This is a genomic window from Streptomyces sp. NPDC020780 (genome assembly GCF_044334475.1).
Lineage (GTDB): Bacteria > Actinomycetota > Actinomycetes > Streptomycetales > Streptomycetaceae > Streptomyces.
Window position 1 is genome coordinate 1 of the sequence record NZ_JBIRTB010000012.1, and the last position, 22,737, is coordinate 22,737.

Below are 22,737 nucleotides of genomic sequence, written 5' to 3' on the forward strand. Positions count from 1 at the left end.
CCGGGGGGCCGGCCCCACCCGTGTGGGCGGGGGCCCCGGCGGGCCCGGCGCGCCCCCGCCGGGGGGGCGCGGCCCCCCCCCCCCCCGGGGGGGGGGGGCCCCCCCGGGGGGGGGGGGGGGGGCCCACCCCTGCGCCGTTCGTCGCGCGGGCCATGGCGCCCTACGGCACCGGTCCCAGACGGACCGGCGGCGTCCCGGACGGTGTCTTCGCCGCCGGGACACGGCGCCTCCACCCGATCGCCGAGGCGTCACCGTACGGTCACGTCGAACGCCGCCGGCGCCTCGTCGAGCGCGACCGAGGGTGCGGTCCGAAACCGACGGGCCCGAACCCGGCCCGGACACGCCGGAACCGGCCGCCGTCGAACATCCCGCGGAAGCTGTCCCGGGACACCGCGCGCAGCAGCCCGGAGGTGCCAGTCGGGAGCTCGGGGCCGCAGGCGGAGAGCGATCCGCCCGTCCCCCGGCACCTGCGCGGACCGGCGCCGACGACGGCAGCGGTGTTGGTGGTGGACATCCGCGGACGGTACGGGGCGGTCGTCGACCCGAGCGACGTAAGGCGACGAGCGGCGGGTCCGGCACAGCAGGAGGGCCTCGGCGGCCTGCGGGCCGCCGAGGCCCTCCCACCCGTGGGCGGGTCGGTCAGGAGACCGTCAGCGCGCGGATCGCCGTCGGCGCGTGGCCCGGCTCCGACGCCACGTCCTCGAACTCGTTGACCGACGCGATGTCGGACCCGCTCATCGAGATGTTGGTGACCCGCTCCAGGATGGCCTCGACCACCACCGGCACCCGGAACTCGGCGGCCAGTTTCTTCGCCTCCTCGAAGGCCGGCAGCAGCCGGTCGGGCTCGGTGACCCGGATCGCCTTGCAGCCCAGGCCTTCGACGACCTTGACGTGGTCCACGCCGTAGACGCCCAGCTCCGGTGAGTTGAGGTTCTCGAACTCCAGGTTGACCTGGAAGTCGATGTCGAAGGCGCGCTGTGCCTGCCGGATGAGCCCCAGGTAGGAGTTGTTCACCAGCACGTGGACGTACGGGATGCGGTGCTGCGCCCCGACCGCCAGTTCCTCCAGCATGAACTGGAAGTCGTAGTCGCCGGAGAGCGCGACGACGGAGCCCTCGGGGTCGGCCGTGGCGACACCCAGCGCCGCCGGGATCGTCCAGCCGAGCGGCCCGGCCTGTCCGCAGTTGATCCAGTGGCGCGGTCGGTAGACGTGCAGCATCTGCGCCCCCGCGATCTGCGAGAGGCCGATGGTGGTGACGTAACGGGTCTCGGGGCCGAACGCCCGGTTCATCTCCTCGTACACCCGCTGCGGCTTCAGGGGCACGTCGTCGAAGTGCGTACGGCGCTGCAGCGTCGCGCGGCGCTCCTGGGTGGAGACCGCCCACTGCGAGCGGTCCTTCAGCCCGCCCGCCGCCTTCAGCTCGCGCGCCACCTCGACGAACAGCTCCAGCGCGGCCCGGGCGTCGGAGGCGATGCCGAGGTCCGGGGCGAAGATCCTGCCCAGCTGGGTGGGTTCGATGTCGACGTGGACGAAGGTGCGGCCCCGGGTGTAGACGTCGAGCCTGCCGGTGTGGCGGTTGGCCCAGCGGTTGCCGATGCCGAGGACGAAGTCGGACTCCAGGAAGGTCGCGTTGCCGTAGCGGTGGGAGGTCTGCAGACCGACCATGCCCGCGTTCAGCTCGTGGTCGTCCGGCAGGATGCCCCAGCCCATCAGGGTGGGGACGACCGGAACGCCGGTCAGTCCGGCGAACTCCACCAGGAGACCGGAGGCGTCGGCGTTGATGACGCCGCCGCCCGCGACGAGCAGCGGGCGCTCGGAGGCGTTGAGCATCTCGACGGCCCGCTCGATCTGCTTGCGGGTCGCCGCGGGTTTGTGTACCGGCAGCGGCTCGTACAGGTCGGGGTCGAACTCGATCTCGGTGAGCTGCACGTCGATCGGCAGGTCGACGAGGACGGGGCCGGGACGTCCGGTACGCATCAGGTGGAAGGCCTGCTGGAAGACGCCCGGGACCTGGGCGGCCTCCAGGACGGTCGTGGCTGCCTTGGTCACCGGTGCGGCGATCGACGCGATGTCGACGGCCTGGAAGTCCTCCTTGTGGAGCACGGCCGTCGGGGCCTGGCCGGTGATGCAGAGGATCGGCACGGAGTCGGCGATGGCGGAGTACAGACCGGTGATCATGTCGGTGCCGGCCGGACCCGACGTGCCGATGCAGACACCGATGTTCCCCGCCGCGGCACGCGTGTAGCCCTCGGCCATGTGGGAGGCGCCCTCGACGTGGCGGGCGAGGGTGTGGTGCACCCCGCCGGCTGCCTTGAGCGCCGCGTAGAACGGGTTGATCGCCGCACCCGGCACACCGAACGCGTTGCTGACGCCTTCACGCTTGAGGATCTCGACTGCCGCTCGGGCAGCGGTCATACGAGGCATGGAGTGCTCCTGCTCGGACGTGGTGGATTCGGGCTCTGTCGCGCCACCTGAGAGACCAATTCCGCATGACGGAAATCTTGTTCTGCTATGTGGAATCAATCTAGGGCGGGCCCGCACGGCCGTCAAGGGACGAGAAGGTCAGGGGCCGGAGACGGCGGAAGACGGCATGGGGAGGCGGGACGGAGGAAGTGCGCCAAGTAGCTGCCCGCAGACCCGTTCCTGGTGGACGATGGGGGCACGCGCCGCGGTCGCCGCCGGGCCGGCGCCGGGAAGGGGGAGCACGTGGAATCCGTACCGGTGCGCTGCCCGGTCTGCCGCCGGGACCACGCGTACATCACGCCGGTCTACCCCTGCCCGTGCGGCTCCCCCACCGCCCCGCCCCTGATGCACGGCGCCCCGGTCGAACCGATAACGCACCGCACCTGGAACGACGACTGGGTGAGTGTGCGCTGCCACTCCTGCGGGCGGCGCGACCAGTGGCCGCATCCCGAACTCTGCTGTCCCTGCGGGGCCGTGCTGCGCATACCCGTACGACCGGTGGCGGCGCGGGGCACCACGCCCCCCGCCCCGGCCGGCCCCTCCCCCGCGCCCCCGCCGCCCACGGCCGCGCGTGACCGCCCGGCGTTCCGGCCCCTGGTGATCCGCACGGCCCGCGACGCGGTGAGCGCAGCCGCCCTCTACCTCACGTGGCTGGGTTACCGCGAGGTCGTCCAGTCCGAGGTGCGGTCGAGTTCCCGGATAGACCTGCGGGCGGCCGGGCTCATCGCACAGGTCGACTCGACCACGCGGGCGACCACCCCGCGCGAGGTCGAGTGCCTCTGGCTCCACGGCCTCAACACCTCGGTGACCGCAGTCCTCTTCTCCCTCGCCGGCTACACGCGTGACGCCCGCTCCCGCGCCGACGGTCTCGCCGTCCCGCTCTTCGTCATGGACCTCACGGGGACCCCGCAGCCGGTCAACGGCCCCGCCGACGCACTGGTCAGCACGGGCCCGTGACGGTCGGCCATACTGCCCCCGTGCGCCTCCGTTCCGCCCGCCGGTCCGAACTCCCCCTGCTCCAGGACATCGAGCGCGCCGCGGGCGAGCCGTTCCGCGCCCTCGGCATGCACGAGGTCGCGGACGACGAGCCGCCGTCTCTCGGGCTGCTGCGGCACTATCTCCTCGACGGACACTGCTGGGTGGCCGCGGACGAGGAGACGGACCGCCCCGTCGGCTACCTGATCGCCGGCCGGGTCGACTCGGCCGCCCACATCGAGCAGGTCTCGGTCCTCCCGGCGGCATCCCGCCAGGGCGTGGGGCGGGGCCTCATCGACCACCTCGCCGACCGGGCCGGGGAGCAGGGGCTGAGGGCTCTCACCCTGACCACGTTCGCCGAAGTCCCCTGGAACGCGCCGTACTACACCCGTCTCGGTTTCCGGACACTGGCCGAGGACGAGATCGGCGCAGGGCTGCGGGCGATCAGGGCGCGGGAGGCCCGGCTCGGCCTGGACCGCCGACCGCGCGTCTGCATGCGCCGCGAAAGTGCCGGAGGCACGAGGCCATGATTTCGGTCACCTGTGCCCCGCCAGCCGCATATGTTCGGGCTGTTGTCAGTATGGGGACGTAGAGTGAAGACATGGTCTTAACTCATCGGCTCCCCATCCCCTCCACGCCCGTCCTCCCGATGCAGCCGACACATCCGGCCGCCGTCGAGGCGAACGAGGCGATCCGTGCACTCGTGGACGCCCGGGCCGGCCAGGACTGGTCGTCCGTGGAGTCCGCGGCGTACGAGGTGCTGCTCATCGAGTGGGCGGCGGCGACCCAGGGCATCAGCTCCGACATCATCGAAGCAGCCTGATCCGCCGCCCGGTCCGGCCCGGCGCTCCGGGCCGGACCCCTCAGACGCCGTAGCCCTCGCGCAGTTCGACCTTCCGGACCTTGCCGCTCACGGTCATCGGGAAGGCCTCCAGCACGCGCAGTCGGCGCGGGATCTTGTAGTGCGCCAACTGCTCACGGCAGTACGCCGTCACGTCCTCCAGCGTCGGCGGGTCCGCGGGGTCGCGCGGAATGACGCAGGCCAGGATCTCCTCGCCGTACGTGTCGTCGGGCACCCCGACCACCTGGACGTCGGCGATCTTCGGGTGACCGTGGAGGAACTCCTCGATCTCCCGCGGGTACACGTTCTCTCCGCCGCGGATGATCATGTCCTTGATCCGGCCGACGATCCGGACGTAGCCGTCGTCCCGCATCACCGCGAGGTCCCCGGTGTGCATCCACCGGCCCGCGTCGACAACCTCGGCGGTCCGCCCGGGCTGGTCCCAGTACCCGAGCATCACGCTGTAACCGCGGGTGCACAGCTCACCGGCCTCGCCACGCGGCACCGTCACCCCCGTCACCGGGTCGATCACCTTCACCTCGATGTGCGGCATCACCCGGCCCACCGTGCCGGTGCGGCGATCGAGGTCGTCGTCCCGGCGGGTCTGGGTGGACACGGGCGAGGTCTCCGTCATGCCGTAGCAGATGGACACCTCCGCCATGTGCATCTCGGCGACGACCCTCTTCATCACCTCGACGGGGCACGGCGACCCGGCCATGATCCCGGTCCGCAGCGAGGAGAGGTCGTACGAGGAGAAGCCGGGGAGGTTCAGCTCCGCGATGAACATCGTCGGTACGCCGTAGAGCGAGGTGCAGCGCTCCTGCTGGACGGCGGCCAGCACGGCGGCGGGCTCGAAGGCCGGGGCCGGGATCACGATGCAGGCGCCGTGCGAGGTGATCCCGAGATTCCCCATGACCATGCCGAAGCAGTGGTAGAAGGGCACCGGCAGGCAGACCCTGTCGTGCTCGGTGTAGGCAATCAACTCCCCCACGAAGTAGCCGTTGTTGAGGATGTTGTGGTGGGAGAGCGTGGCTCCCTTCGGGAAGCCGGTGGTGCCCGAGGTGTACTGGATGTTGATCGGGTCGTCGCAGGACAACTCCGCCTCACGGGCGTACAACTGCTCCAGGGTGACGGACTGTGACGCCGTAGTCAGCTCGTCCCACGACGGGTCGCCGATGTAGTGGACGGCGCGCAACTCGGGGCAGTCGGCGCGCACCTGGCCGACGAGCGCGCGGTAGTCGCTGGTGCGGTGGGCGAGCGAGGCCACCAGGAGGGAGATCCCGGCCTGGTGGAGTACGTACTCCAACTCGTGCGCCCGGTAGGCCGGATTGATGGTGACCATGACGGCGCCGATGCGGGCCGTCGCGTACTGCACGAGTACCCACTCCGGGCAGTTGACCGCCCAGATGCCGACCCGGTCGCCCTTGGCCACCCCCGACGCCATCAGCCCGCGGGCCAGCTCCTCCACGTCCGCGCCGAACTCCGCGTACGTCCAGCGGCGCCCGGACACCACGTCGACCAGCGCCTCCCGCTCCGGGAAGGCCTCCACCGCGCGGGCCAGGTTGCGGCCGATGGTGTCGCCGAGCAGGGCGGTCGTGCCGGTGCCGTGCGCGTAGGACGGCCCGATCATCGCAGGTCCCCCTCGTCGAACTCGGTGCCGGTTCCCTGGGCGGTGCGCTCGCGCAGTTCGATCCGGCGGATCTTGCCGGACACCGTCTTGGGCAGCTCGGCGAACTCCAGCCTGCGCAGGCGCTTGTACGGGGCGAGGACGGCGCGGGAGTGCGCGAACAGCACCTTCGCCGTCTCCGGACCGGGCTCCCAGCCCTCCGCGAGCACGACGTACGCCTTCGGGACGGCGAGCCGCACCGGGTCGGGGGCCGGCACGACCGCCGCCTCGGCCACCGCCTCGTGCTCCAGCAGGGCGCTCTCCAGCTCGAACGGCGAGATCTTGTAGTCGGAGGCCTTGAACACGTCGTCCGCGCGGCCCACGTACGTGATGTAACCGTCCTCGTCACGGGATCCGATGTCCCCGGTGCGGTAGTAGCCGCCGGCCATCGCCTCGGCCGTGCGCTCCGGATCCCCGTGATAGCCCGTCATCAGCCCCACCGGCGCGGTGGCGAGGTCGAGCGAGATCTCCCCCTCGGCGGCGCCCGGTTCGCCGGTCACCGGGTCGAGGAGTTCCACCGTGAAGCCGGGGCTGGGGCGGCCCATGGAACCGGCCTTCAGCGGCTGCCCCGGGGTGTTGGCCACCTGGACGGCGGTCTCCGTCTGGCCGAAGCCGTCCCTGATGGTGACGCCCCAGGCGCGCCGTACCGTCTCGATGACCTCGGGGTTGAGCGGTTCGCCCGCCGCGACGACCTCGCGCGGCGGGGTCCTCAACTGCGAGAGGTCGGCCTGGATCAGCATGCGCCAGACGGTGGGCGGGGCACAGAAGCTGGTCACGCGCGAGCGGTCCATCTCCGCCATCAGCCGGGCCGCGTCGAAGCGGTCGTAGTTGAAGATGAAGACGGTGGCCTCGGCGCTCCACGGGGCGAAGAGGTTCGACCAGGCGTGCTTCGCCCAGCCGGGCGAGGAGATGTTCAGGTGGACGTCACCGGGCTTGAGCCCGATCCAGTACATGGTGGCCAGATGCCCGACCGGGTACGAGACGTGGGTGTGCTCGACCAGCTTGGGGCTCGCCGTCGTCCCGGAGGTGAAGTAGAGCATCAGGGGTTCGTCGGCGTCGGTCTCCCGGTCCGCCGTGAACCTGTCCGGTGCCGCCTCGGCCTCGCTGTAGGACAGCCAGCCCTCCAGGTCTCCGCCCACCGCCATACGGGTGTAGTCGCCGGGCACCTCGTCGAACTTGGCCGCGTCCTGCGTCCGGGCCAGGACGTGGCGCACCTTGCCGCGCTCCACCCTGTCGCGCAGGTCGGCCGGGCCCAGCAGCGGCGTGGCCGGGATGACGACGGCGCGCAGCTTCATCGCGGCGAGGGCCGTCTCCCACAGTTCGGCCTGGTTTCCGAGCATGACCAGGATCCGGTCGCCGGCCCTGACGCCCCGGGCCCGCATCCAGTTCGCGGCCCGGTTGGACCTGGCCGCCATCGCGGCGAAGGAGACCTCGGTGCGTCCGCCGTCCTCCTCCACGATGTGCAGGGCGGTTCGGTCGTTGCCCTCGGCGATGACGTCGAACCAGTCGAGCGCCCAGTTGAAGTGGTCCGAGCGGGGCCAGCGGAAGCCCTCGTAGGCCTTCTCGTAGTCCTCGCGGTGTTCCAGCAGGAAGTCCCGGGCCACCCGGAACCTCTGCGTCGCGCTCGTTGCCGGCATGTGCCCTCCTCATGACGAACCCGTCCTTTAACATCATGTGAACAGTGACCCAGATCTCACCACCCCCGAACGGGGGGGAGGACCTTCAGGGCGGAGAGTCATCGGCGTGCCGGAACCGGGCGAGGCGATCGAACTGCAGGCGGCGCTGCTGCGGCTGCGCCGCACCAGCGGGCTGCCCATGGTGTTCGGCGGACTGCTCTCCGACGCCCGCCACGCCCGGATCGCCGAGCTGAACGGCGCGCAGACCACCGCGCTGCGCGGACTCGTCATCTCGGCGGGCAGCGGACTGGGCGGCAAGGCGATCGCCCTGTCGCGCCCGTGTGCGGTGACCGACTATCCCTCCTCCCGCCACATCAGCCACGAGTACGACGTGGCGGTGGCCGCGGAGGGCCTGCGCTCGGTCGTCGCGGTGCCCGTCGTCGTGCGCCGCACGGTGCGCGGAGTGCTGTACGGGGCGCTGCGCGCACCGCTCACCCTCGGGGACCGTACGTTCGACGCGGCCACCGCGGCCGCCCGTGACGTGGAGCAGGCACTGGCCGTCCGGGACGAGGTGCGGGAGCTGCTGGCGGCCACCCGGGAGCACCTGGGCGGCCCGGGTGCCGGCTCCGGCACCTGGGAGGACGTCCGTGAGGCCCACCGCGAGCTGCGCGCGCTGGCCCCGCGGATCAGCGACCCGGCCCTGCGGGGGGAACTGCTCGCCGTGTGCGGACGCCTCGCCTCGGCCGCGGACACGGGAGCGGGGCCGGCCGGCTCTGCCGCGGCCCCTGCCGTACGGCTGGCGCCCCGCGAGCTGGACGTGATCGCCTGCGTCGCCTCCGGGGCGACGAACGCGTCGGCGGCCGAGCGGCTCGGGCTGCGCCCGGAGACCGTGAAGGGCTACCTGCGCTCCGCGATGCGCAAGCTGAGCGCCCACACCCGCCTGGAGGCGGTGGTGGCCGCGCGCCGGGCGGGGCTGCTGCCGTGAGGGATCAGGCCTGGCGGTCGGGGAAGTCGACGAAGGCGGCGAACCGGACGTCGCAGGCGGGTGCGGGCGACATCACCGTCATCATGTGCTCGGCCTCCTCCGCGATCTCCGCACGCCGGGCGGGGCCGAGTGCGCCCAGGTCCTGGACGGTGACGGTCGCCTTGTCCGCGGTCTCGTCGAGGCGCCAGAGCGCGGCCAGGAAGCCGTCGACGAGCACGGTGCCGTAGGACTGGTTGCCGACCCCGTTGCGGCCCTTGAGGGCGGGCGGGATCACCCGGGTGCGGTCGGCGTGGCCGAGCAGAAGGTTGTCGAACTCGGGCAGGAAGCGCGGTGGGGCCGGGGTGTCCGGGTCGGGACGCGGGGCGTCGGGCAGGTCGAAGAGCTCCGTGCCGCTCCCGTCGCGGAAGGTGACCAGCCGCGGTCGCAGCCGTTCGAACACCTCGCGCATCCGGGTGAGGCCGGCCCACGTCTGCATGTCCTTCACCGACGCGGGCCCGAACGCGCCGAGATAGCGCAGCACGGTCTCCTCGGGCGAGGCCGCGGGCCCCGGCGGGCGGCCCAGCCAGTGCTCGGCCGTCGTCAGGGCGACCTGTCCGCTGCGGCCCCACAACCCGCGCGGGGTCACCTGGACGAGCGGCAGCAGGCAGCGGGCGGCGACCGCGAGGGCCCGGGGGTCGGCCTCCGGCCAGTGGACCAGCAGCTCCTGCCTCAACTCCTTCATGGTCCGGGGCCGTTCCTCCACGAGTTCCCTGCTGAGGGCGGCGAGCCGGTCGAGGTCCACTCCCGTGAGCCCGTGCCGGAACACGGCGAGCTCCCGTTGGCGGGCCGGCTGTACCAGCGGGCGCAGGGCGAGGGCGTCCTCGGCGGTGTGGGTGTGGAGGGTCGAGCGCAGGGTGACGATCCTGACCACCTCGCGGGACTCCATGAGCGCGGAGAGGTCCCCCGGGTCGAAGCCCTCGAGCCGGGCGAAGAGCTGGAAGTACGGCGGCCTGGTGTTCTGCGCCTGCAGCCCGAGCAGGTGCCGGACGGTGCCCGCCACCGGTGCGGCGGTACGGCTCAGCAGCAACTGGCGTGCCAGCGTTGCCCTGTTGAGGGCCCGGGTGGAGAGTACGGGAGGATGCTTCACGGCCATGGGCCGCAGGGTACGCGCCGCAGCCAGGCGTGTCCGACACCCCCAGGGACGCGGTATCGCAGGTGAGGCCCGGCCGGCCGCCATGATGGTGACGTGATCAGTGTCCTGTTCGCCGTCCTGACCGCCCTCAGCAACGGGGCCGCGTCGGTACTCCAGCGGCGCGCCGCCCTGAAGGTGCCGCACGGCGAGACGATGCGCCTGTCACTGTTCGGCTACCTGCTGCGCCAGAAGGTGTGGCTCGGCGGGATCGCCCTGGTGATCCTTGCGGCGGTCTGCCAGGCCGTGGCGCTGGCCACCGGCCCGATCGCCGTGGTCCAGCCGATCTTCGTGATCGAGCTGCCCGCGACGCTGCTGCTCGCCGGTTTCGTCATGCGGGCCGGGTTGCCCCGGACCGCGTGGCTCGGGGTGGGGGCGATGACGCTCGGCCTGGCGCTCGCCATGGCCTCCGCCGCGCCTGTCGGGGGGAGCGGGAGTGTGCGGGGGGCCGCGTGGGTCCCGGCCCTGGTCCTCACCGGTCTCTTCGAGACCGCCCTGATCGCCGCCGCGCTCGCGCTGCGCGCCAACACCCGGGCCGCCCTGCTCGGTCTGGCGGCGGCCTGCGCGTACGCGCTGACGGCGGCGCTGATGAAGGACGCCATGGCGCGGCTGGAGGCGGGGGGTGGTCCGGTGGCCCTGCTGACGGCCTGGCAGCTGTACGCCACGGCCGTGGCCGGTGTCGGCGCGCTGTTCCTGCTCCAGAACGCGCTGCAGGCGGGCACGCTGGTGGCCGTGCAGCCGATGCTGACGCTCGGGGACGCGCTGATCAGCGTGCTGTACGGGGTGACGCTGTACAGCGAGGAGCTGCGGACCGGCTGGTGGTTGCTGCCCCAGCTGGCCGGGATCGCCCTGATCGCCGTGGGCTGCGTGGTGCTGGCCCGTTCGCCGCTGGCCTCCGGGGGCGCGGGGCCGCCGCCGAGGGTCACGTGACCCGCGGGGCGCCGCCCCCGGCCGCCCGGTCAGGGGCGGCCCGCGGCGGGTACCTCCTCACCGGGCGGCACCGGACCGGGCGGGGTGCCGTCGCCGAACGGCCGACCGCCCAACTGCTCCCTGTGGTGCGGGGTCAGCCAGCCGGACAGGTCGGGTCCCAGCGGCACGATGCCGGTGGGGTTGATGCCGGTGTGCACCTGGTAGTAGTGCTGCTTGATGTGGTCGAAGTCGACGGTGTCACCGAAGCCGGGTGTCTGGTAGAGGTCGCGGGCGTACGCCCAGAGGACCGGGTCCTCGCTGAGCTTCGTCCGGTTGCACTTGAAGTGGCCGTGGTACACGGCGTCGAACCGCACCAGGGTGGTGAACAGCCGGATGTCCGCCTCGGTGATGGTGTCCCCGACCAGGTAGCGCTGCCCGGCGAGCCGCTCGGAGACCAGGTCGAGGCGGCGGAACACGTCGACGTAGGCGGCTTCGTACTCGCCTTGCCCGCTGGCGAATCCGGCCCGGTAGACGCCGTTGTTGACGTCCCGGTAGATGCCCTCCATCACCTCGTCGATCTCGCCGCGCAGCCGCTCGGGGTAGAGGTCGGGAGCGCCGGGGCGGTGCAGGTCCGTCCACTCGGTGGCCAGGTCGAGGGTGATCTGCTGGTAGTCGTTGGTGACGAGCCGGCCGCTCGGTACGTCGACGATCGCCGGCACGCTGACACCGCCGGGGTAGTCCCGCTCCCGGGCGTCGTAGGCCTCGCTCAGGTAGCGGATGCCCAGCACCGGGTCGCGACCGCCCTCGTACAGGGTGAAGCGCCAGCTGCGGTCGTCCTGGAGGGGGTCGGTGACGGCCAGGGACAGGGCACTCTCCAGGCCGAGCAGCCGCCGGGAGACCAGCGACCGGCTCGCCCAGGGGCAGGCCCGGCTGACGACCAGCCGGTAGCGTCCCGCCTCGACGGGCCAGCCGTCGCGTCCGTCGGCGGTGACGCGGTCGGCGAAGTGGCTGCGGGACCGCTTGAAGGGCTTGTGGCCGTACGACGTGTTCCCGCCGGGCTCCGGGTCGGCCGGGTGGTCCGCTGTGCCGGTCATGGTGTTCTCCTCGTCGCTCGGGGTGTCGGTTCCCTCTCCCCGTCTCCTCTTCCCCGCCGGCCGGCCACGACATCGGCCACGGCGACGATCAGCCCGGCAAGGACGAAGGCCACCGAGACGATCAGCCCTCGGTCGTAGGCGTCCGCCCAGCCGTCCTCGCCCAGCCGGGCGAAGAAGACCGAGCCCACGGCGGCGATCCCGATGGCCGATCCGACACGCTGGCTGGTCTGCAGGGTGCCTCCGGCGCTGCCCGCGTTCGGCACGGGGACCTCGGAGAGGGTGAGGGTCTGGTTGGGGGCGATGACGAGACCGCTGCCGAGGCCGGCCAGCAGCAGCGGCGCGGCCATGGCGAGTCCGGCGCCCCGTCCGGGTACCAGGTGGGCGGCCAGTGCGGTGAGGCCGAGCCCGGTGGCCACCATGGCGAGTCCGACGACGATCAGCGGGCGTCCGAAGCGGTGGACCAGCCGGCCGCCGAGGCCGGCGGAGGCACCGGCGCCCACCGCGAACGGGGTGATCGCCAGACCCGCCTCGAGGGCGCTGTAATGCAGTCCGGACTGGAAGTAGAGCGTGGTGATGAAGAAGATCGAGGTGAAGCCCGCGAAGTACAGAAGGATCATCAGGCACCCCAGCCAGAAGGACCGGAGCCGGAAGAGCGCGAGGTTCAGCACCGGCTGGACATGGCGTCCGGCGCTGTACGCCTCCCAGACGGTGAACACGGTGAGCAGCGCCAGAGCCACCACCAGGAGCAGCCATTTTCCGTTGCCCGGCCACTGCTGGGCCTGGACGAACGGCAGCAGCAGGGCGAGCACCCCGGCGCCGAGGAGCAGCACGCCGAGCGGGTCGAGGTCGCGCGGCCGGACCCGGGTCGCGGACGGGGTGTCCGGGAGCAGCCGCCGGGCCAGCAGGAGGCAGACGAGCCCGATGGGCAGGTTGACGTAGAACACCCAGCGCCAGCCCTCCTGGGCTCCGGCCACCTGGATGAGCAGCCCGCCCAGCAGAGGTCCGACGGCGGTGGAGATGCCGACGACGGTGCCGAACATGCCGAAGGCGCGGCCCCGTTCGCGGCCGGAGAACATCTGCTGGATCAGCGCGGAGATCTGAGGGGCGAGCAGTCCGCCCGCCGCGCCCTGGACGAGCCGGGCGACCACGAGCCAGGTGCTGGACTGGGCGGCCCCGCAGGCGGCGGAGGACAGGGTGAACAGGGCGAGCCCCGCCATGAACACCGCACGGCGTCCGCGGGCGTCGCCGAGCCGGCCCCCGGGGATGAGGACGAGCCCGAAGGCGAGCGCGTACCCGGACAGCACCCACTGCAGGTCGGACTCCGGGGTCCGCAGTCCCGTCTTGATGGACGGCAGCGCCACGTTGACGATGGACACGTCGAGCAACGTCATGAAGCCCGCCACGAGGCAGACGGCGAGAGCCCGCCAGCGACGGGGGTCGGCGGGTCCGGCCTCGGAAGCGGCCGCGTTCCCCTGCCCCGTGCTCTCTGCCATGACCGCACCCTACGGGCAGTCCCGCCTTTCCCGGTGGATCAGCGCGCGAAGGCGGAGGCGGTGCAGCGCACGGGGGAGGGACGCCCGGAGGCGGGTGGTGTGCGCCCGTCCCCGTGACGCGGTGAGGTGCCGTAGCCGTGGTGGCGCACTCGCCGGGGATCGCGGGGCGGCCCCTCAGACACGGGCGCCGGACGGCGTCCCGGACCGCAGCGCAGCCGCGCGGTGCCCTACCACCCTCAGGATCTCGTTCGTGCCGGGGCGCTCGCCCGTACGTTCCCCGTGAGCGGGACGGGCGGCCCGCGCGGGCCCGGTCCGGACGGAGGTCGCCGCCCCGTACCGGCGTGCCACTCCCGGACGGGGGTACCGGTGGAACATGACTGTCGGAAAAACGAGTGTTCTGGTTCTGGACTGCGCCGAACCCGCCGAGCTCGCGCTGTTCTATGCGAGCCTCCTCGGCGCCGAGACGCGCCGGGCGGACGACCCCGACTTCGTCGAGATCGTCGGCCACGACGGGGTGCACCTGGCCGTCCGCCGCGACCACGGTTACGCGCCGCCGAGCTGGCCGCGCCCCGAGGACTCCCAGCAGGCGCACCTGCGCATCCTGGTGGACCCGGGAGACATGGACGAGGCCGAGCGCGAGGCGATAGGCCTCGGCGCCCGGCCGGTGGACACGCGGGAGAGCAACAACGGGCCGAGCGACGTCCGCGTCTACAACGACCCCGCCGGCCATTCCTTCTCCCTGGCGGTGTCCCCGGCCCGGCGGGCGCGGAACCGTCCGGAGCAGGTCAGCCCCGAAGACGGCGCGGCGCCCGCCCGGTGAGCGGCGGAGGGTGAGTGGCGGCGCGTGGTGGCGAAGGGCCGGGGCCGCCCGTGCGGACGGCGTCGAGCCCGCCCGCCGGGGCGGGGTCCGCGGCACCGCACCCGGGCGCCGACCGCCGGGCGGGTGCGGGCCGCAGGCATGCGGCGGTGGTCGGCTGCCTGCGGCCGACCAGGACTTGAGGGGCGGACGGCGTCGAGCCCACCCGCAGGGGCGGAGGCCGCAGGGGGCGACGGCGGGTGAGCGGCGGTACCGGCGGCAGGCGAGCAGCGGCGGTGGTCGGCTGCCTGCGGACGACCAGGACTTGAGGGGCGGACGGCGTCGAGCCCACCTGCAGGGGCGCGGTCCGCGGCACCGCACCCGGGCAGGCGCCGCCCGCCGGGTGGGCGCTGACGGCAGGCGGCCGTTCCCGCGGGGGCGGGGGTGGTCCGGGGCGCGGGAATGGTCCGAGGCGGCGGGGGCTCAACTCCTGTACCCCGCCTGCCCGATGAGGTACAAGGCAGGGCACCGGCCCTTCCGTTTCCAGGAATTAACCTTTCGATCCCTTGTCACCTCTGGTCTACGCGCATAGCTTTTGCCCTCTCACTACCATGTAAGGGGCAGTTCCCGTGCAGATAGCCAGACCCGGCTCCGCCCTGCTGGCCGGCGCCGTCGCCGTGACCCTTTCGGTGACCGCGCTGCCCGCCGCGTTCGCGGCGCCGTCGTCCACCGCCGTCATCTCCGAGGTGTACGGGGGCGGAGGCAACTCCGGCGCGACGCTCACCCGTGACTTCATCGAGCTGGCCAACGCGGGTTCGGGCACGTTCGGCCTGTCCGGTCTCAGCGTCCAGTACCTGCCGGGCAGTCCGTCCGCCGGCTCGCTGTGGCAGGTGTCCGCGCTGACCGGCTCCCTCGCGCCCGGTGGCCGCTACCTCGTCGCCCAGGCGGCGGGCACCGGCGGCACGGTGGCGCTCCCGGCCGCGGACGCCACCGGCACGGTCGCGATGTCCGCGTCGAGCGGCACCGTCGCGCTCGTCTCCGGCACCACCCCGCTGACCTGCAAGACCGTCGCGGACTGTGCGGCCGACACGCGGATCGTCGACCTCGTCGGCTACGGCTCCGCGGCCGTGCGCGAGGGCAGCGGTCCGGTGACGGGCGCTTCGGCCACCGCCTCCGTGGCGCGCGGCGCCTCCCTCGCGGACACCGACGACAACGCGGCCGACCTGACCGCGGGCACCCCGACGCCGGTCAACGCGGCCGGCGAGAGCGCGGGCGGAAGCGGCCCGGGCGAGCCCGGCGGCCCGACCGAGCCCGGTACCGTGCGGGTGCACGACATCCAGGGCACGACCCGCGTCTCCCCGTTCGCCGGCCGGCCGGTGACCGGGGTGCCCGGCGTCGTCACCGGCGTACGCTCCTCCGGTTCGCGCGGCTTCTGGATCCAGGACACCGCGCCGGACGCCGACGCCCGTACGAGCGAGGGCCTGTTCGTCTACACCGGCTCCGCCGCCCCCACCGTCGCGGTCGGGGACTCGGTGCTGGTCAGCGGCAAGGTGGCCGAGTACTACCCGGGCACCGCGACCCAGTCGCTCACCCAGATCACCGCGCCGCTGACCACGGTCCTGTCCTCGGGCAACGCCCTGCCCGCGCCCGTCGTCCTGGACGCCGCCTCGGTCCCGGACGGTTACGTACCGTCGGCCGGCGGCGGGTCGGTCGACGGCCTGACCCTCGACCCGGCGGCGTACGCGCTGGATCTGTACGAATCGCTGGAGGGTGCCCGGGTCACGATGGCCGACACCCGCGTGACCGGTGCGACGACCGCGTACGACGAGGTCTGGGTGACGGTCAAGCCCGAGGAGAACCCGACCCGGCGCGGCGGGACCCTGTACAGGTCGTACGACGACCCGAACACCGGCCGTCTCAAGGTGATGTCGCTGAACGCCGCCCAGCCGGTCCCGGTGGCCGACGTCGGCGACGTGCTGACCGGCACGACCACGGGTGTCGTCGACTACGCCTCGTACGGCGGGTACAACGTCCAGGCCACCGAGCTGGGCACGCTCCAGGACAACGGCCTCGAGCGCGAGGTGACGCGCAAGCAGAAGCACAAGGAGCTCGCCGTCGCCACGTACAACGTCGAGAACCTGGACGCGCTGGACGAGCAGTCCAAGTTCGACACGCTGGCCACGGGTGTCGCGGTCGCCCTCGCCTCCCCCGACATCGTGTCGCTGGAGGAGATCCAGGACGACAACGGTGCGGTGAAGGACGGCACCGTGGGCTCCGAGGCGACGCTGCGGCGCTTCACGGACGCGATCGTCGCCGCGGGCGGCCCCCGGTACGCCTGGCGCTACGTCGCCCCGGCGGACGGCCAGGACGGCGGCGAGCCCGGCGGCAACATCCGTAACGTCTTCCTCTACAACCCCGTACGGGTCGACTTCGTGGACCGGGAGGGCGGGGACGCGACCACCGCCGTCGAGGTCGTGAAGACGAGGAAGGGCGCCACGCTCTCCGTCTCGCCGGGCCGCATCAACCCGACGAGCCCGGCCTGGAACGACAGCCGTAAGCCGCTGGTGGGCGAGTTCCGCTTCCGCGGCAAGCCGGTCTTCGTCATCGGCAACCACTTCGCGTCCAAGGGCGGCGACCAGCCCCTGCACGGCCGCTACCAGGAGCCCGTGCGCAGTTCGGAGACGAAGCGGGTTCAGCAGGCCTCGGAGGTCAACACCTTCGTGACGTCGCTGCTGGAGGCGGACAGCTCGGCCCGGGTGATCACGCTCGGCGACCTGAACGACTTCGCGTTCTCCCCGACGATGGACGCCCTGACCGCGGGCGGGGTCCTGCGGCCGCTGATCACGACGCTCCCCGCCGACGAGCAGTACAGCTACGTCTACGACGGCAACGCGCAGACGCTGGACCACATCCTGACCAGCCCCGCCGTCCGCCGCTTCGACTACGACGTGGTGCACATCAACGCCGAGTTCGCCGACCAGGCGAGCGACCACGACCCGCAGATCGTGCGGATCGACGTGAACGGCGGCGGCCCGAAGCACTGACGAGCGGGCCCGCTCAGGTCACGGCCGCGCCGTCCGCGGCCGTGACCTGGTGCGGAAGGCGGGCCGGCGCCGGGTCGAGGGGCCGGTCGGTGAAGAAGCGGGTGACGAGTGCGGCGACGTCCTCCGGTCTCTCCAGTACGACCCAGTGGTCGGAGTCCGCGAGGGTGAGGAACCGGCTGCCCTCGATCGTCCGGGCGAACTCCCGCTGCCGCTCCGGCGGCGTCACCGTGTCGTGCTCCCCGGCGAAGACCAGCGCCGGCACGCCCGACAGCCCCCCGGAGAACTCCGGCCGGTCCCCCAGGGCCCGCTCCAGTGAGTCGGCGGCGTGCGCCGAGTGGGTGAGCGCGTGCAGGAACGAACGCCGTACGTAGCGCCTGGCCAGCTCCCCGCGGTACACCGGCCGCTCCGGGTCCAGGCACATCAGGCCGTCCGCGGCGAGCGCGGCGAACCCCTCCGCGTCGCCCTCGGCGAGCCGTCGACGCGCCCGGTGCCAGTAGTCCCGCTGCTCCTCGCCGATGTGGACGGGTACGCCGCCGAGGACGAGCCGGGCGACCCGTCCGGGGTCGTGCCGCGCGCAGCCGAAGGCGATGGCGGCGCCGTAGGAGAAACCGAACAGGTTGATCCGCGGGGCGCCGATGTCGTCGATGATCCCGGTGACCGCGGCGCGCAGGACGGTGGCGCTCGGTCCGGGCGGCAGGGGGTCCGCCGTGCCCATGCCGGGCAGGTCCGCGGTCACCACGTCGGCCACCGGGCCCAGGTGGTCGTCCATCTGCGGCCAGCCGAACATGCCCTGCAGGGCTCCCCCGAGGACGAGGACGGGTTCCGTACCGGGCAGGCCGGTGTCCTTCGCGCGGGGCAGGACCCGGTAGCCGTACCGCAGCCCCTGCACGGTCAGGGTGCGGATGATCTCCTGGGACATCGTGCTCCCGCTTCCCCTCAGGCCCTGGTGAGCACGAGTGCCGCGTTGTGGCCGCCGAATCCGAGCGAGGTCTTGACCGCGTGGTCGAACGTGGCCCGCCTGGCCTCCTTGGTGACCACGTCGACGGGGATGCCGGGGTCGGGCGCGTCGAGGTTGACGGTCGGCGGCACCACCTGGTGCTGGAGCGCCAGCACGGTCAGCGCCGCCTCGATCCCGCCGGCGGCGCCGAGGGTGTGCCCGGTCATCGCCTTGGTGGACGTGACGAGCGGCTGCTCGCCGAGGACGCGCCGCAGCATGGTCGCCTCGATGAGGTCGTTGGCGACGGTCGAGGTGCCGTGGGCGTTCACGTGCCCGACCTCCGCCCCGTCGATGCCCGCGTCGGCCAGGGCGGTGCGCAGCGCCCGTTCGATGCCGAGGCCGTCCGGGTCGGGGGCGACGGCCGAGTGGGCGTCGCTGGACGCCCCGTAGCCCGTGACGCGGGCCCGGACGGTGGCCCCTCGGGCGCGGGCGTGCTCCGGGCGCTCCATGACGAGGAGCCCGGCGCCCTCGCCGACGACGAAGCCGTCGCGGTGCGTGTCGAAGGGGCGGCAGGCCGCCTGCGGGTCGTCGCGCCGGGTGGAGACCGCCCGCATCTGGCAGGCGCTGGCGATCAGCAGCCGGGAGCACACCGATTCGGCGCCGCCGGCGACGACGATGTCGCACGCGCCGGCGCGCAGCATCTGGTGGGCGGTGCCGATGGCGACGGTGCCCGAGGAGCAGGCCGTGGAGACGGCCTGGCTCGGCCCGTGGACGCCCAGGTCCATCGCGACGCTGCTGGCGGCCCCGTTGACCACGGTCAGCGGGGCGAGCTTCGGGGAGACGCGGCGGGCGCCGCGCTCGGTGAGCGCGGCGTGCTGGGCGTCGTAGAAGGGCAGTCCGCCGTGGGCGGAGCCGATGACGACGGCGACCCGGCCGCTGTCCCAGACCGACGGGTCGAGTCCGGCGTCGGCGACGGCCTCGCGGGCGGCGATCACGGCGAGCTGGGAGAAGCGGTCCATCAGCCGCAGGGCGGCGACGCCGAGGACGGCCTCGGTGTCGAGGCCGGTGATGGTGTACATGAAGTCACAGGGGAGACCGGCCAGTTCCTCCCGGTGCAGGACGCTCGGGGCGGCGGTCGCGTCGCACACCCCGTCCCAGGCCGCCCCGGCTCCCACCCCCGCCGCCGTGACCAGGCCGACCCCGGTGACCGCCGCGTCGAACGGCTCGATGCCCGGCGTGGTCCCGCGTGCGAGGCCCGGCCGCGCGGTGCCGCGCGCGAACGGCCCCCGGCCGCTCACGCGCCGGCCTTGCTGCTCACGGCCGCGACGAGCCGGCCGACGGTGTCGCGCGAGGACAGGGCGACGTCCTCCAGGTCGATGTCCATGCGGTCCTCGATGAGCAGCCGCAGCTCCTCCAGGGCGAGTGAGTCCAACCGCAGCTGACGGAGCGGCACCTCGGGCCGGATGGCCTCGGGATCGGTCCCGAACCTGGTGACGAGCAAGGCGCTGATCTCTTCCGAGGTGCTCATGGGGACGCTCCTCCGCTCTCGGTACGCGGTGACGCCGGCCGCGTGGTGGGTGAGATGGCCATCGGGGGACGCCGGCTGCTCGGGAGGGACCCTTTATACGCCTTCGCGGCCGGATCCCGGGGCCCCGTTCCCCCGTGAGGAGGGGGGACGGGCAGGTGTGCGATTCCGGCGGGCCCCGGCGGCGGACGACCCGGCGGATGCGGGACGGGGCCCGGTGCGGGGCCGCACGGGCCGGGACGGCGGCGCGGCTCCGACGGCTCCGGCCCGCACCCGCCTCCGGTGCCCAACGGGACTGCCGGTGACCGGGCTTGAGCCGTACACTCCGCGATCATGACCTTCGAAACCGTTCAGGCCGGCACGTCCGCGGCCCAAGGCCCCGCGCTCGACGGGCCCGGCCTCTTCGCGACCATGTCCACCATGCGCGCCATGCGCCGCCTCAAGCCGGACCCCGTGCCGGACGAGACGCTCGAACAGCTCATACAGGCCGCCGTCTGGGGGCCCAGCGGCGGCAACATGCAGTGTTACGAGTACGTGGTCGTCACCGGCCGCGAGATGATGGCCCGCCTGGCGCCCCTGTGGAAGCGGTGCGTGGACGCCTATCTGGCGACGACCGGGAAGCACGCGCCGAAGGGCATGGACGACGCGGCGTACGGGCGGATGGTCGCGGCCATCGAATACCAGCGGGACCACTTCGCGGACACCCCGGCGCTGATCATCCCCTGCTACAAGTTCCCCGAGCCCCGGTTCGACGAGGAGGGCCTGCAGCTCTACGCCCAGGCCCTCGGCCCGGCGGGGGTCGAGCACATGACGCGTACGCAGACGCGCTTCCAGGCACTCGCGGAGGGCTCCTGCGTCTATCCGGGTGTCCAGAACCTCCTGCTCGCGGCGCGGGCGCTGGGGCTCGCCGCCAACATCACCATCTGGCACCTGATGCTGGAGCAGGAGTGGAAGGAGGTGCTGGGCATCCCCGCCGACACCCACACCTTCGCCGCCGTCCCGGTGGGGTGGCCGCAGGGCAACTTCGGTCCGGTCCGGCGCCGGCCGGTGGCCGACGTCATCCACCGGGACCGCTGGTGACGTAGGAGCGCCCCGCAGCCCTCCGCGCCCGAGGGCTGTCCCGCCGCTCCCGGCGGGCGCGCGGGGTCAGCTACGGCACCGCGCCGCGTTGTCGGAGCGTCCCCGTACATCCGGTATGCGGACGCTCCTCCGCCGTGCGACGCACCGCATCCGACGCCGCGGCCCGGTCCACCGGGAACCGCGGGACAGCCCGGACGGCGACGGCCCGTCAGAGGACGCCCCGATGGCCACAACTCCATTGGAGTGAAGGCAAGTTACTCCCCGCGAGGCGCCGTTGTCCGGGCCCGGGCGGCTGGATAGCCTGGCCGCCCCCGACGGCCCCCGGCCCACCCCACCGGGCCCGGGGGTCTTCCTCTCCCCCCACGGACCAGGAGCAGGTATGCCCCGACGCCCCGCCGGCCACACCGCACGACGCGCAGCAGTCCTGACGGCCCTCGCCGTCGCCACCCTGGTCGCCGCCGGCCGGCCGGCCCCCGCCACGCCCGCCGTCCCCCGGCCCATGAACCAGGCCTTCGACCGCGCGGCCGAGAAGTTCGGCGTACCGCGGGATCTGCTCGCCGCCGTCGGTTACGGAGAGACGCATCTGGACGGACACGCCGGGCGCCCCAGCCAGGCCAACGGGTACGGCGTGATGCACCTCGTCAGCAACCCGGCCAACCACTCCCTGGAGAAGGCCGCCGCGCTGACCGGCGAGTCCGCGGCCGACCTGCGCCAGGACACGGAGGCCAACATCCTGGGCGGCGCGGCGGTCCTGCGCAGCCACGCCGACGCAGTCGGCCTGGACGGGGCCGAACGCCGGGACATCGACGCCTGGTATCCGGCCGTCGCCCGCTACAGCGGGGCGCGGGGGCCGGTCGCCGCCCTCTACGCGGACACCGTCTACACCTTCCTCGCCGAGGGCCTGCGCACGACGGTCCGCGGGGGCGAACGGGTCTCGGTGCCTTCCCGCCCCGTCGCACCGGAGAAGGGTGACCTGGCCACCGCCCAGGTGACCACGCCGAGTCCCGACTACCCCTCGGCCTTCTGGGTGCCCGCCGCGTCCGCCAACTACGCCACCGGCCGGACGGCGACGGTCGACAAGGTCGTCATCCACGTCATGCAGGGCTCGTACGCCGGCACGATCAGCTGGTTCCAGAACGCCACGTCCCAGGTCAGCTCCCACTACGTCGTCCGGTCCTCGGACGGTGAGGTCACCCAGATGGTGCGCGACAAGGACACCGCCTACCACGCCAGGAGTGCCAACGCCTCGTCGCTCGGCATCGAGCACGAGGGCTTCATCGACGACCCGTCGTGGTTCACCGACACCATGTACCGCTCCTCGGCGGCGCTGACCGCCCACCTGTGCGACCGGTACGGCATCCCGAAGGACCGGTTGCACATCATCGGGCACAGCGAGGCCCCCGGGAACGACCACACCGACCCGGGTGCCCACTGGAACTGGACGACCTACATGCAGCTCGTCACCGGTACGGGCACGGGCGGCGGCGGGAGCGAGAGCGACGGGCTGACCTTCGCCTCGTACGCGACCCAGCAGTCGGGCTCGACGGGCACGCAGGTCAGGGCCGTCCAGCAACTGCTCGACACCCAGGGTTACGAGGCGGGAGCCGTCGACGGGGTCTTCGGCCCGGCGACGAAGAGCGCCGTGCAGGCCTTCCAGACGGCCCGCGGGCTGACCGCCGACGGCACGGTCGGCCCGAGGACGTGGACCGCCCTGCTCTCGGCGGGCACCACCCCGGCCCTCGCCAAGGGCAGCACGGGCGACGCGGTGAAGCGGCTGCAGCGTGCGCTGACCGCCGCGCTCGGAACGACGGTCGCCGTCGACGGGACGTTCGGCTCCGCGACGGACACGGCCGTCCGCGCGTACCAGAAGGCGCGCGGCCTGACGGTGGACGGCAGCGTGGGAGCCGGCACCTGGGCGGCATTGCAGACCGGCCGCTGACCCGCGCCGGGCGGCCGCACGCCGGCCCCGAGGGATCGGGGCGTGTACGGCATGTCCCGTCCGCCGGGCGGCGCCCGGCCCTCCGGCTCGCCGCGTTGTGGGGGCGCCCCGGTACTTCCGTACCGGGGCGCCCCTGCGCTGTGCCTCCGCTCACGCCGGACGACGCTCCCTTCGCGACACGCCCCAGGAGCGGGGCCGCCCGTGCG

The 22,737-nt window shown here is 73.1% G+C and carries 18 protein-coding genes; 9 read left to right on the forward strand and 9 right to left on the reverse strand.

Annotated elements, in window-relative coordinates:
- Window positions 1-639: 639 nt before the first annotated feature.
- Window positions 640-2,424 (reverse strand): glyoxylate carboligase, encoded by a 1,785-nt coding sequence (gcl, locus tag ACH4VO_RS22960; protein WP_360990559.1) that lies wholly within the window; start codon window positions 2,422-2,424, stop codon window positions 640-642.
- A gap of 282 nt (window positions 2,425-2,706) precedes the next feature.
- Here gcl and ACH4VO_RS22965 point away from each other — a divergent pair, with 282 nt between their 5' ends.
- The 3 genes from ACH4VO_RS22965 (at window position 2,707) to ACH4VO_RS22975 (ending at window position 4,261) form a co-directional block, all read left to right on the forward strand.
- Window positions 2,707-3,420, forward strand: coding sequence for a hypothetical protein (locus tag ACH4VO_RS22965; RefSeq protein WP_360990557.1), 714 nt, complete (start codon window positions 2,707-2,709; stop codon window positions 3,418-3,420).
- Between the two features lie 20 nt (window positions 3,421-3,440).
- Window positions 3,441-3,968: a GNAT family N-acetyltransferase gene (locus ACH4VO_RS22970; protein WP_360990554.1), complete on the forward strand. Its 528-nt coding sequence runs from the start codon at window positions 3,441-3,443 to the stop codon at window positions 3,966-3,968.
- 71 nt (window positions 3,969-4,039) lie between these two features.
- On the forward strand, window positions 4,040-4,261 hold the full coding sequence (locus ACH4VO_RS22975; protein WP_360990575.1) for a hypothetical protein: 222 nt from the start codon (window positions 4,040-4,042) through the stop codon (window positions 4,259-4,261).
- Between the two features lie 40 nt (window positions 4,262-4,301).
- Here the strand turns inward: ACH4VO_RS22975 and ACH4VO_RS22980 are convergent, their stop codons facing one another.
- Both ACH4VO_RS22980 and ACH4VO_RS22985 read right to left on the reverse strand, forming a co-directional pair.
- Window positions 4,302-5,909 carry an AMP-binding protein gene (locus ACH4VO_RS22980; protein ID WP_360990551.1) on the reverse strand — a complete coding sequence of 536 codons (1,608 nt, stop codon included), beginning with the start codon at window positions 5,907-5,909 and terminating at the stop codon, window positions 4,302-4,304.
- A complete protein-coding gene (locus ACH4VO_RS22985; protein ID WP_360990549.1) occupies window positions 5,906-7,582 on the reverse strand; it encodes an AMP-binding protein in 1,677 nt (558 codons plus the stop codon). Before ACH4VO_RS22985 ends, ACH4VO_RS22980 begins: the two co-directional genes overlap by 4 nt.
- A gap of 106 nt (window positions 7,583-7,688) precedes the next feature.
- On the opposite strand from ACH4VO_RS22985, the gene ACH4VO_RS22990 reads away from it, so the two are divergent.
- Complete coding sequence (locus ACH4VO_RS22990; RefSeq protein WP_360990547.1) at window positions 7,689-8,546, forward strand: helix-turn-helix transcriptional regulator; 858 nt, start codon at window positions 7,689-7,691, stop codon at window positions 8,544-8,546.
- Window positions 8,547-8,550: 4 nt separating this feature from the next.
- Here the strand turns inward: ACH4VO_RS22990 and ACH4VO_RS22995 are convergent, their stop codons facing one another.
- Window positions 8,551-9,678, reverse strand: coding sequence for a winged helix DNA-binding domain-containing protein (locus ACH4VO_RS22995; RefSeq protein ID WP_360990544.1), 1,128 nt, complete (start codon window positions 9,676-9,678; stop codon window positions 8,551-8,553).
- Between the two features lie 93 nt (window positions 9,679-9,771).
- Between ACH4VO_RS22995 and ACH4VO_RS23000 the strand changes: the two genes are divergently transcribed.
- Window positions 9,772-10,644: a DMT family transporter gene (locus ACH4VO_RS23000; protein ID WP_360990542.1), complete on the forward strand. Its 873-nt coding sequence runs from the start codon at window positions 9,772-9,774 to the stop codon at window positions 10,642-10,644.
- Between the two features lie 29 nt (window positions 10,645-10,673).
- On the opposite strand, the gene ACH4VO_RS23005 is transcribed toward ACH4VO_RS23000, so the two are convergent.
- Both ACH4VO_RS23005 and ACH4VO_RS23010 read right to left on the reverse strand, forming a co-directional pair.
- Window positions 10,674-11,717: a glutathione S-transferase C-terminal domain-containing protein gene (locus ACH4VO_RS23005; RefSeq protein ID WP_360990540.1), complete on the reverse strand. Its 1,044-nt coding sequence runs from the start codon at window positions 11,715-11,717 to the stop codon at window positions 10,674-10,676.
- Window positions 11,714-13,210: an MFS transporter gene (locus ACH4VO_RS23010; RefSeq protein ID WP_360990537.1), complete on the reverse strand. Its 1,497-nt coding sequence runs from the start codon at window positions 13,208-13,210 to the stop codon at window positions 11,714-11,716. Before ACH4VO_RS23010 ends, ACH4VO_RS23005 begins: the two co-directional genes overlap by 4 nt.
- Before the next feature lie 373 nt (window positions 13,211-13,583).
- On the opposite strand from ACH4VO_RS23010, the gene ACH4VO_RS23015 reads away from it, so the two are divergent.
- Complete coding sequence (locus tag ACH4VO_RS23015; RefSeq protein WP_360990534.1) at window positions 13,584-14,030, forward strand: VOC family protein; 447 nt, start codon at window positions 13,584-13,586, stop codon at window positions 14,028-14,030.
- A 605-nt stretch (window positions 14,031-14,635) separates the two neighbouring features.
- Window positions 14,636-17,050 carry an endonuclease/exonuclease/phosphatase family protein gene (locus tag ACH4VO_RS23020; RefSeq protein ID WP_360990532.1) on the forward strand — a complete coding sequence of 805 codons (2,415 nt, stop codon included), beginning with the start codon at window positions 14,636-14,638 and terminating at the stop codon, window positions 17,048-17,050.
- 13 nt (window positions 17,051-17,063) lie between these two features.
- Here the strand turns inward: ACH4VO_RS23020 and ACH4VO_RS23025 are convergent, their stop codons facing one another.
- From ACH4VO_RS23025 to ACH4VO_RS23035, 3 genes are all read right to left on the reverse strand, one after another.
- On the reverse strand, window positions 17,064-17,969 hold the full coding sequence (locus ACH4VO_RS23025) for an alpha/beta hydrolase (RefSeq protein ID WP_360990530.1): 906 nt from the start codon (window positions 17,967-17,969) through the stop codon (window positions 17,064-17,066).
- A 17-nt stretch (window positions 17,970-17,986) separates the two neighbouring features.
- Complete coding sequence (locus tag ACH4VO_RS23030) at window positions 17,987-19,216, reverse strand: beta-ketoacyl-[acyl-carrier-protein] synthase family protein (protein ID WP_360990572.1); 1,230 nt, start codon at window positions 19,214-19,216, stop codon at window positions 17,987-17,989.
- A 65-nt stretch (window positions 19,217-19,281) separates the two neighbouring features.
- Window positions 19,282-19,515: an acyl carrier protein gene (locus ACH4VO_RS23035; protein ID WP_360990527.1), complete on the reverse strand. Its 234-nt coding sequence runs from the start codon at window positions 19,513-19,515 to the stop codon at window positions 19,282-19,284.
- Between the two features lie 330 nt (window positions 19,516-19,845).
- On the opposite strand from ACH4VO_RS23035, the gene ACH4VO_RS23040 reads away from it, so the two are divergent.
- Both ACH4VO_RS23040 and ACH4VO_RS23045 read left to right on the forward strand, forming a co-directional pair.
- Window positions 19,846-20,592: a nitroreductase family protein gene (locus ACH4VO_RS23040; RefSeq protein WP_360990523.1), complete on the forward strand. Its 747-nt coding sequence runs from the start codon at window positions 19,846-19,848 to the stop codon at window positions 20,590-20,592.
- A 379-nt stretch (window positions 20,593-20,971) separates the two neighbouring features.
- Window positions 20,972-22,531: a peptidoglycan-binding protein gene (locus ACH4VO_RS23045; protein ID WP_360990520.1), complete on the forward strand. Its 1,560-nt coding sequence runs from the start codon at window positions 20,972-20,974 to the stop codon at window positions 22,529-22,531.
- Window positions 22,532-22,737 lie beyond the last annotated feature (206 nt).

What these genes read in the sequence shown, in the direction of transcription:
- ACH4VO_RS22995 (WP_360990544.1), bottom strand. Translation starts at nt 9,678, where the DNA reads ATGGCCGTGAAGCATCCTCCCGTACTCTCCACCCGGGCCCTCAACAGG.
- ACH4VO_RS23015 (WP_360990534.1), top strand. Translation starts at nt 13,584, where the DNA reads ATGACTGTCGGAAAAACGAGTGTTCTGGTTCTGGACTGCGCCGAACCC.
- ACH4VO_RS23040 (WP_360990523.1), top strand. Translation starts at nt 19,846, where the DNA reads ATGACCTTCGAAACCGTTCAGGCCGGCACGTCCGCGGCCCAAGGCCCC.
- ACH4VO_RS22985 (WP_360990549.1), bottom strand. Translation starts at nt 7,582, where the DNA reads ATGCCGGCAACGAGCGCGACGCAGAGGTTCCGGGTGGCCCGGGACTTC.
- ACH4VO_RS23010 (WP_360990537.1), bottom strand. Translation starts at nt 13,210, where the DNA reads ATGGCAGAGAGCACGGGGCAGGGGAACGCGGCCGCTTCCGAGGCCGGA.
- gcl (WP_360990559.1), bottom strand. Translation starts at nt 2,424, where the DNA reads ATGCCTCGTATGACCGCTGCCCGAGCGGCAGTCGAGATCCTCAAGCGT.
- ACH4VO_RS23045 (WP_360990520.1), top strand. Translation starts at nt 20,972, where the DNA reads ATGCCCCGACGCCCCGCCGGCCACACCGCACGACGCGCAGCAGTCCTG.
- ACH4VO_RS22975 (WP_360990575.1), top strand. Translation starts at nt 4,040, where the DNA reads ATGGTCTTAACTCATCGGCTCCCCATCCCCTCCACGCCCGTCCTCCCG.
- ACH4VO_RS22980 (WP_360990551.1), bottom strand. Translation starts at nt 5,909, where the DNA reads ATGATCGGGCCGTCCTACGCGCACGGCACCGGCACGACCGCCCTGCTC.
- ACH4VO_RS23005 (WP_360990540.1), bottom strand. Translation starts at nt 11,717, where the DNA reads ATGACCGGCACAGCGGACCACCCGGCCGACCCGGAGCCCGGCGGGAAC.
- ACH4VO_RS23025 (WP_360990530.1), bottom strand. Translation starts at nt 17,969, where the DNA reads ATGTCCCAGGAGATCATCCGCACCCTGACCGTGCAGGGGCTGCGGTAC.
- ACH4VO_RS23035 (WP_360990527.1), bottom strand. Translation starts at nt 19,515, where the DNA reads ATGAGCACCTCGGAAGAGATCAGCGCCTTGCTCGTCACCAGGTTCGGG.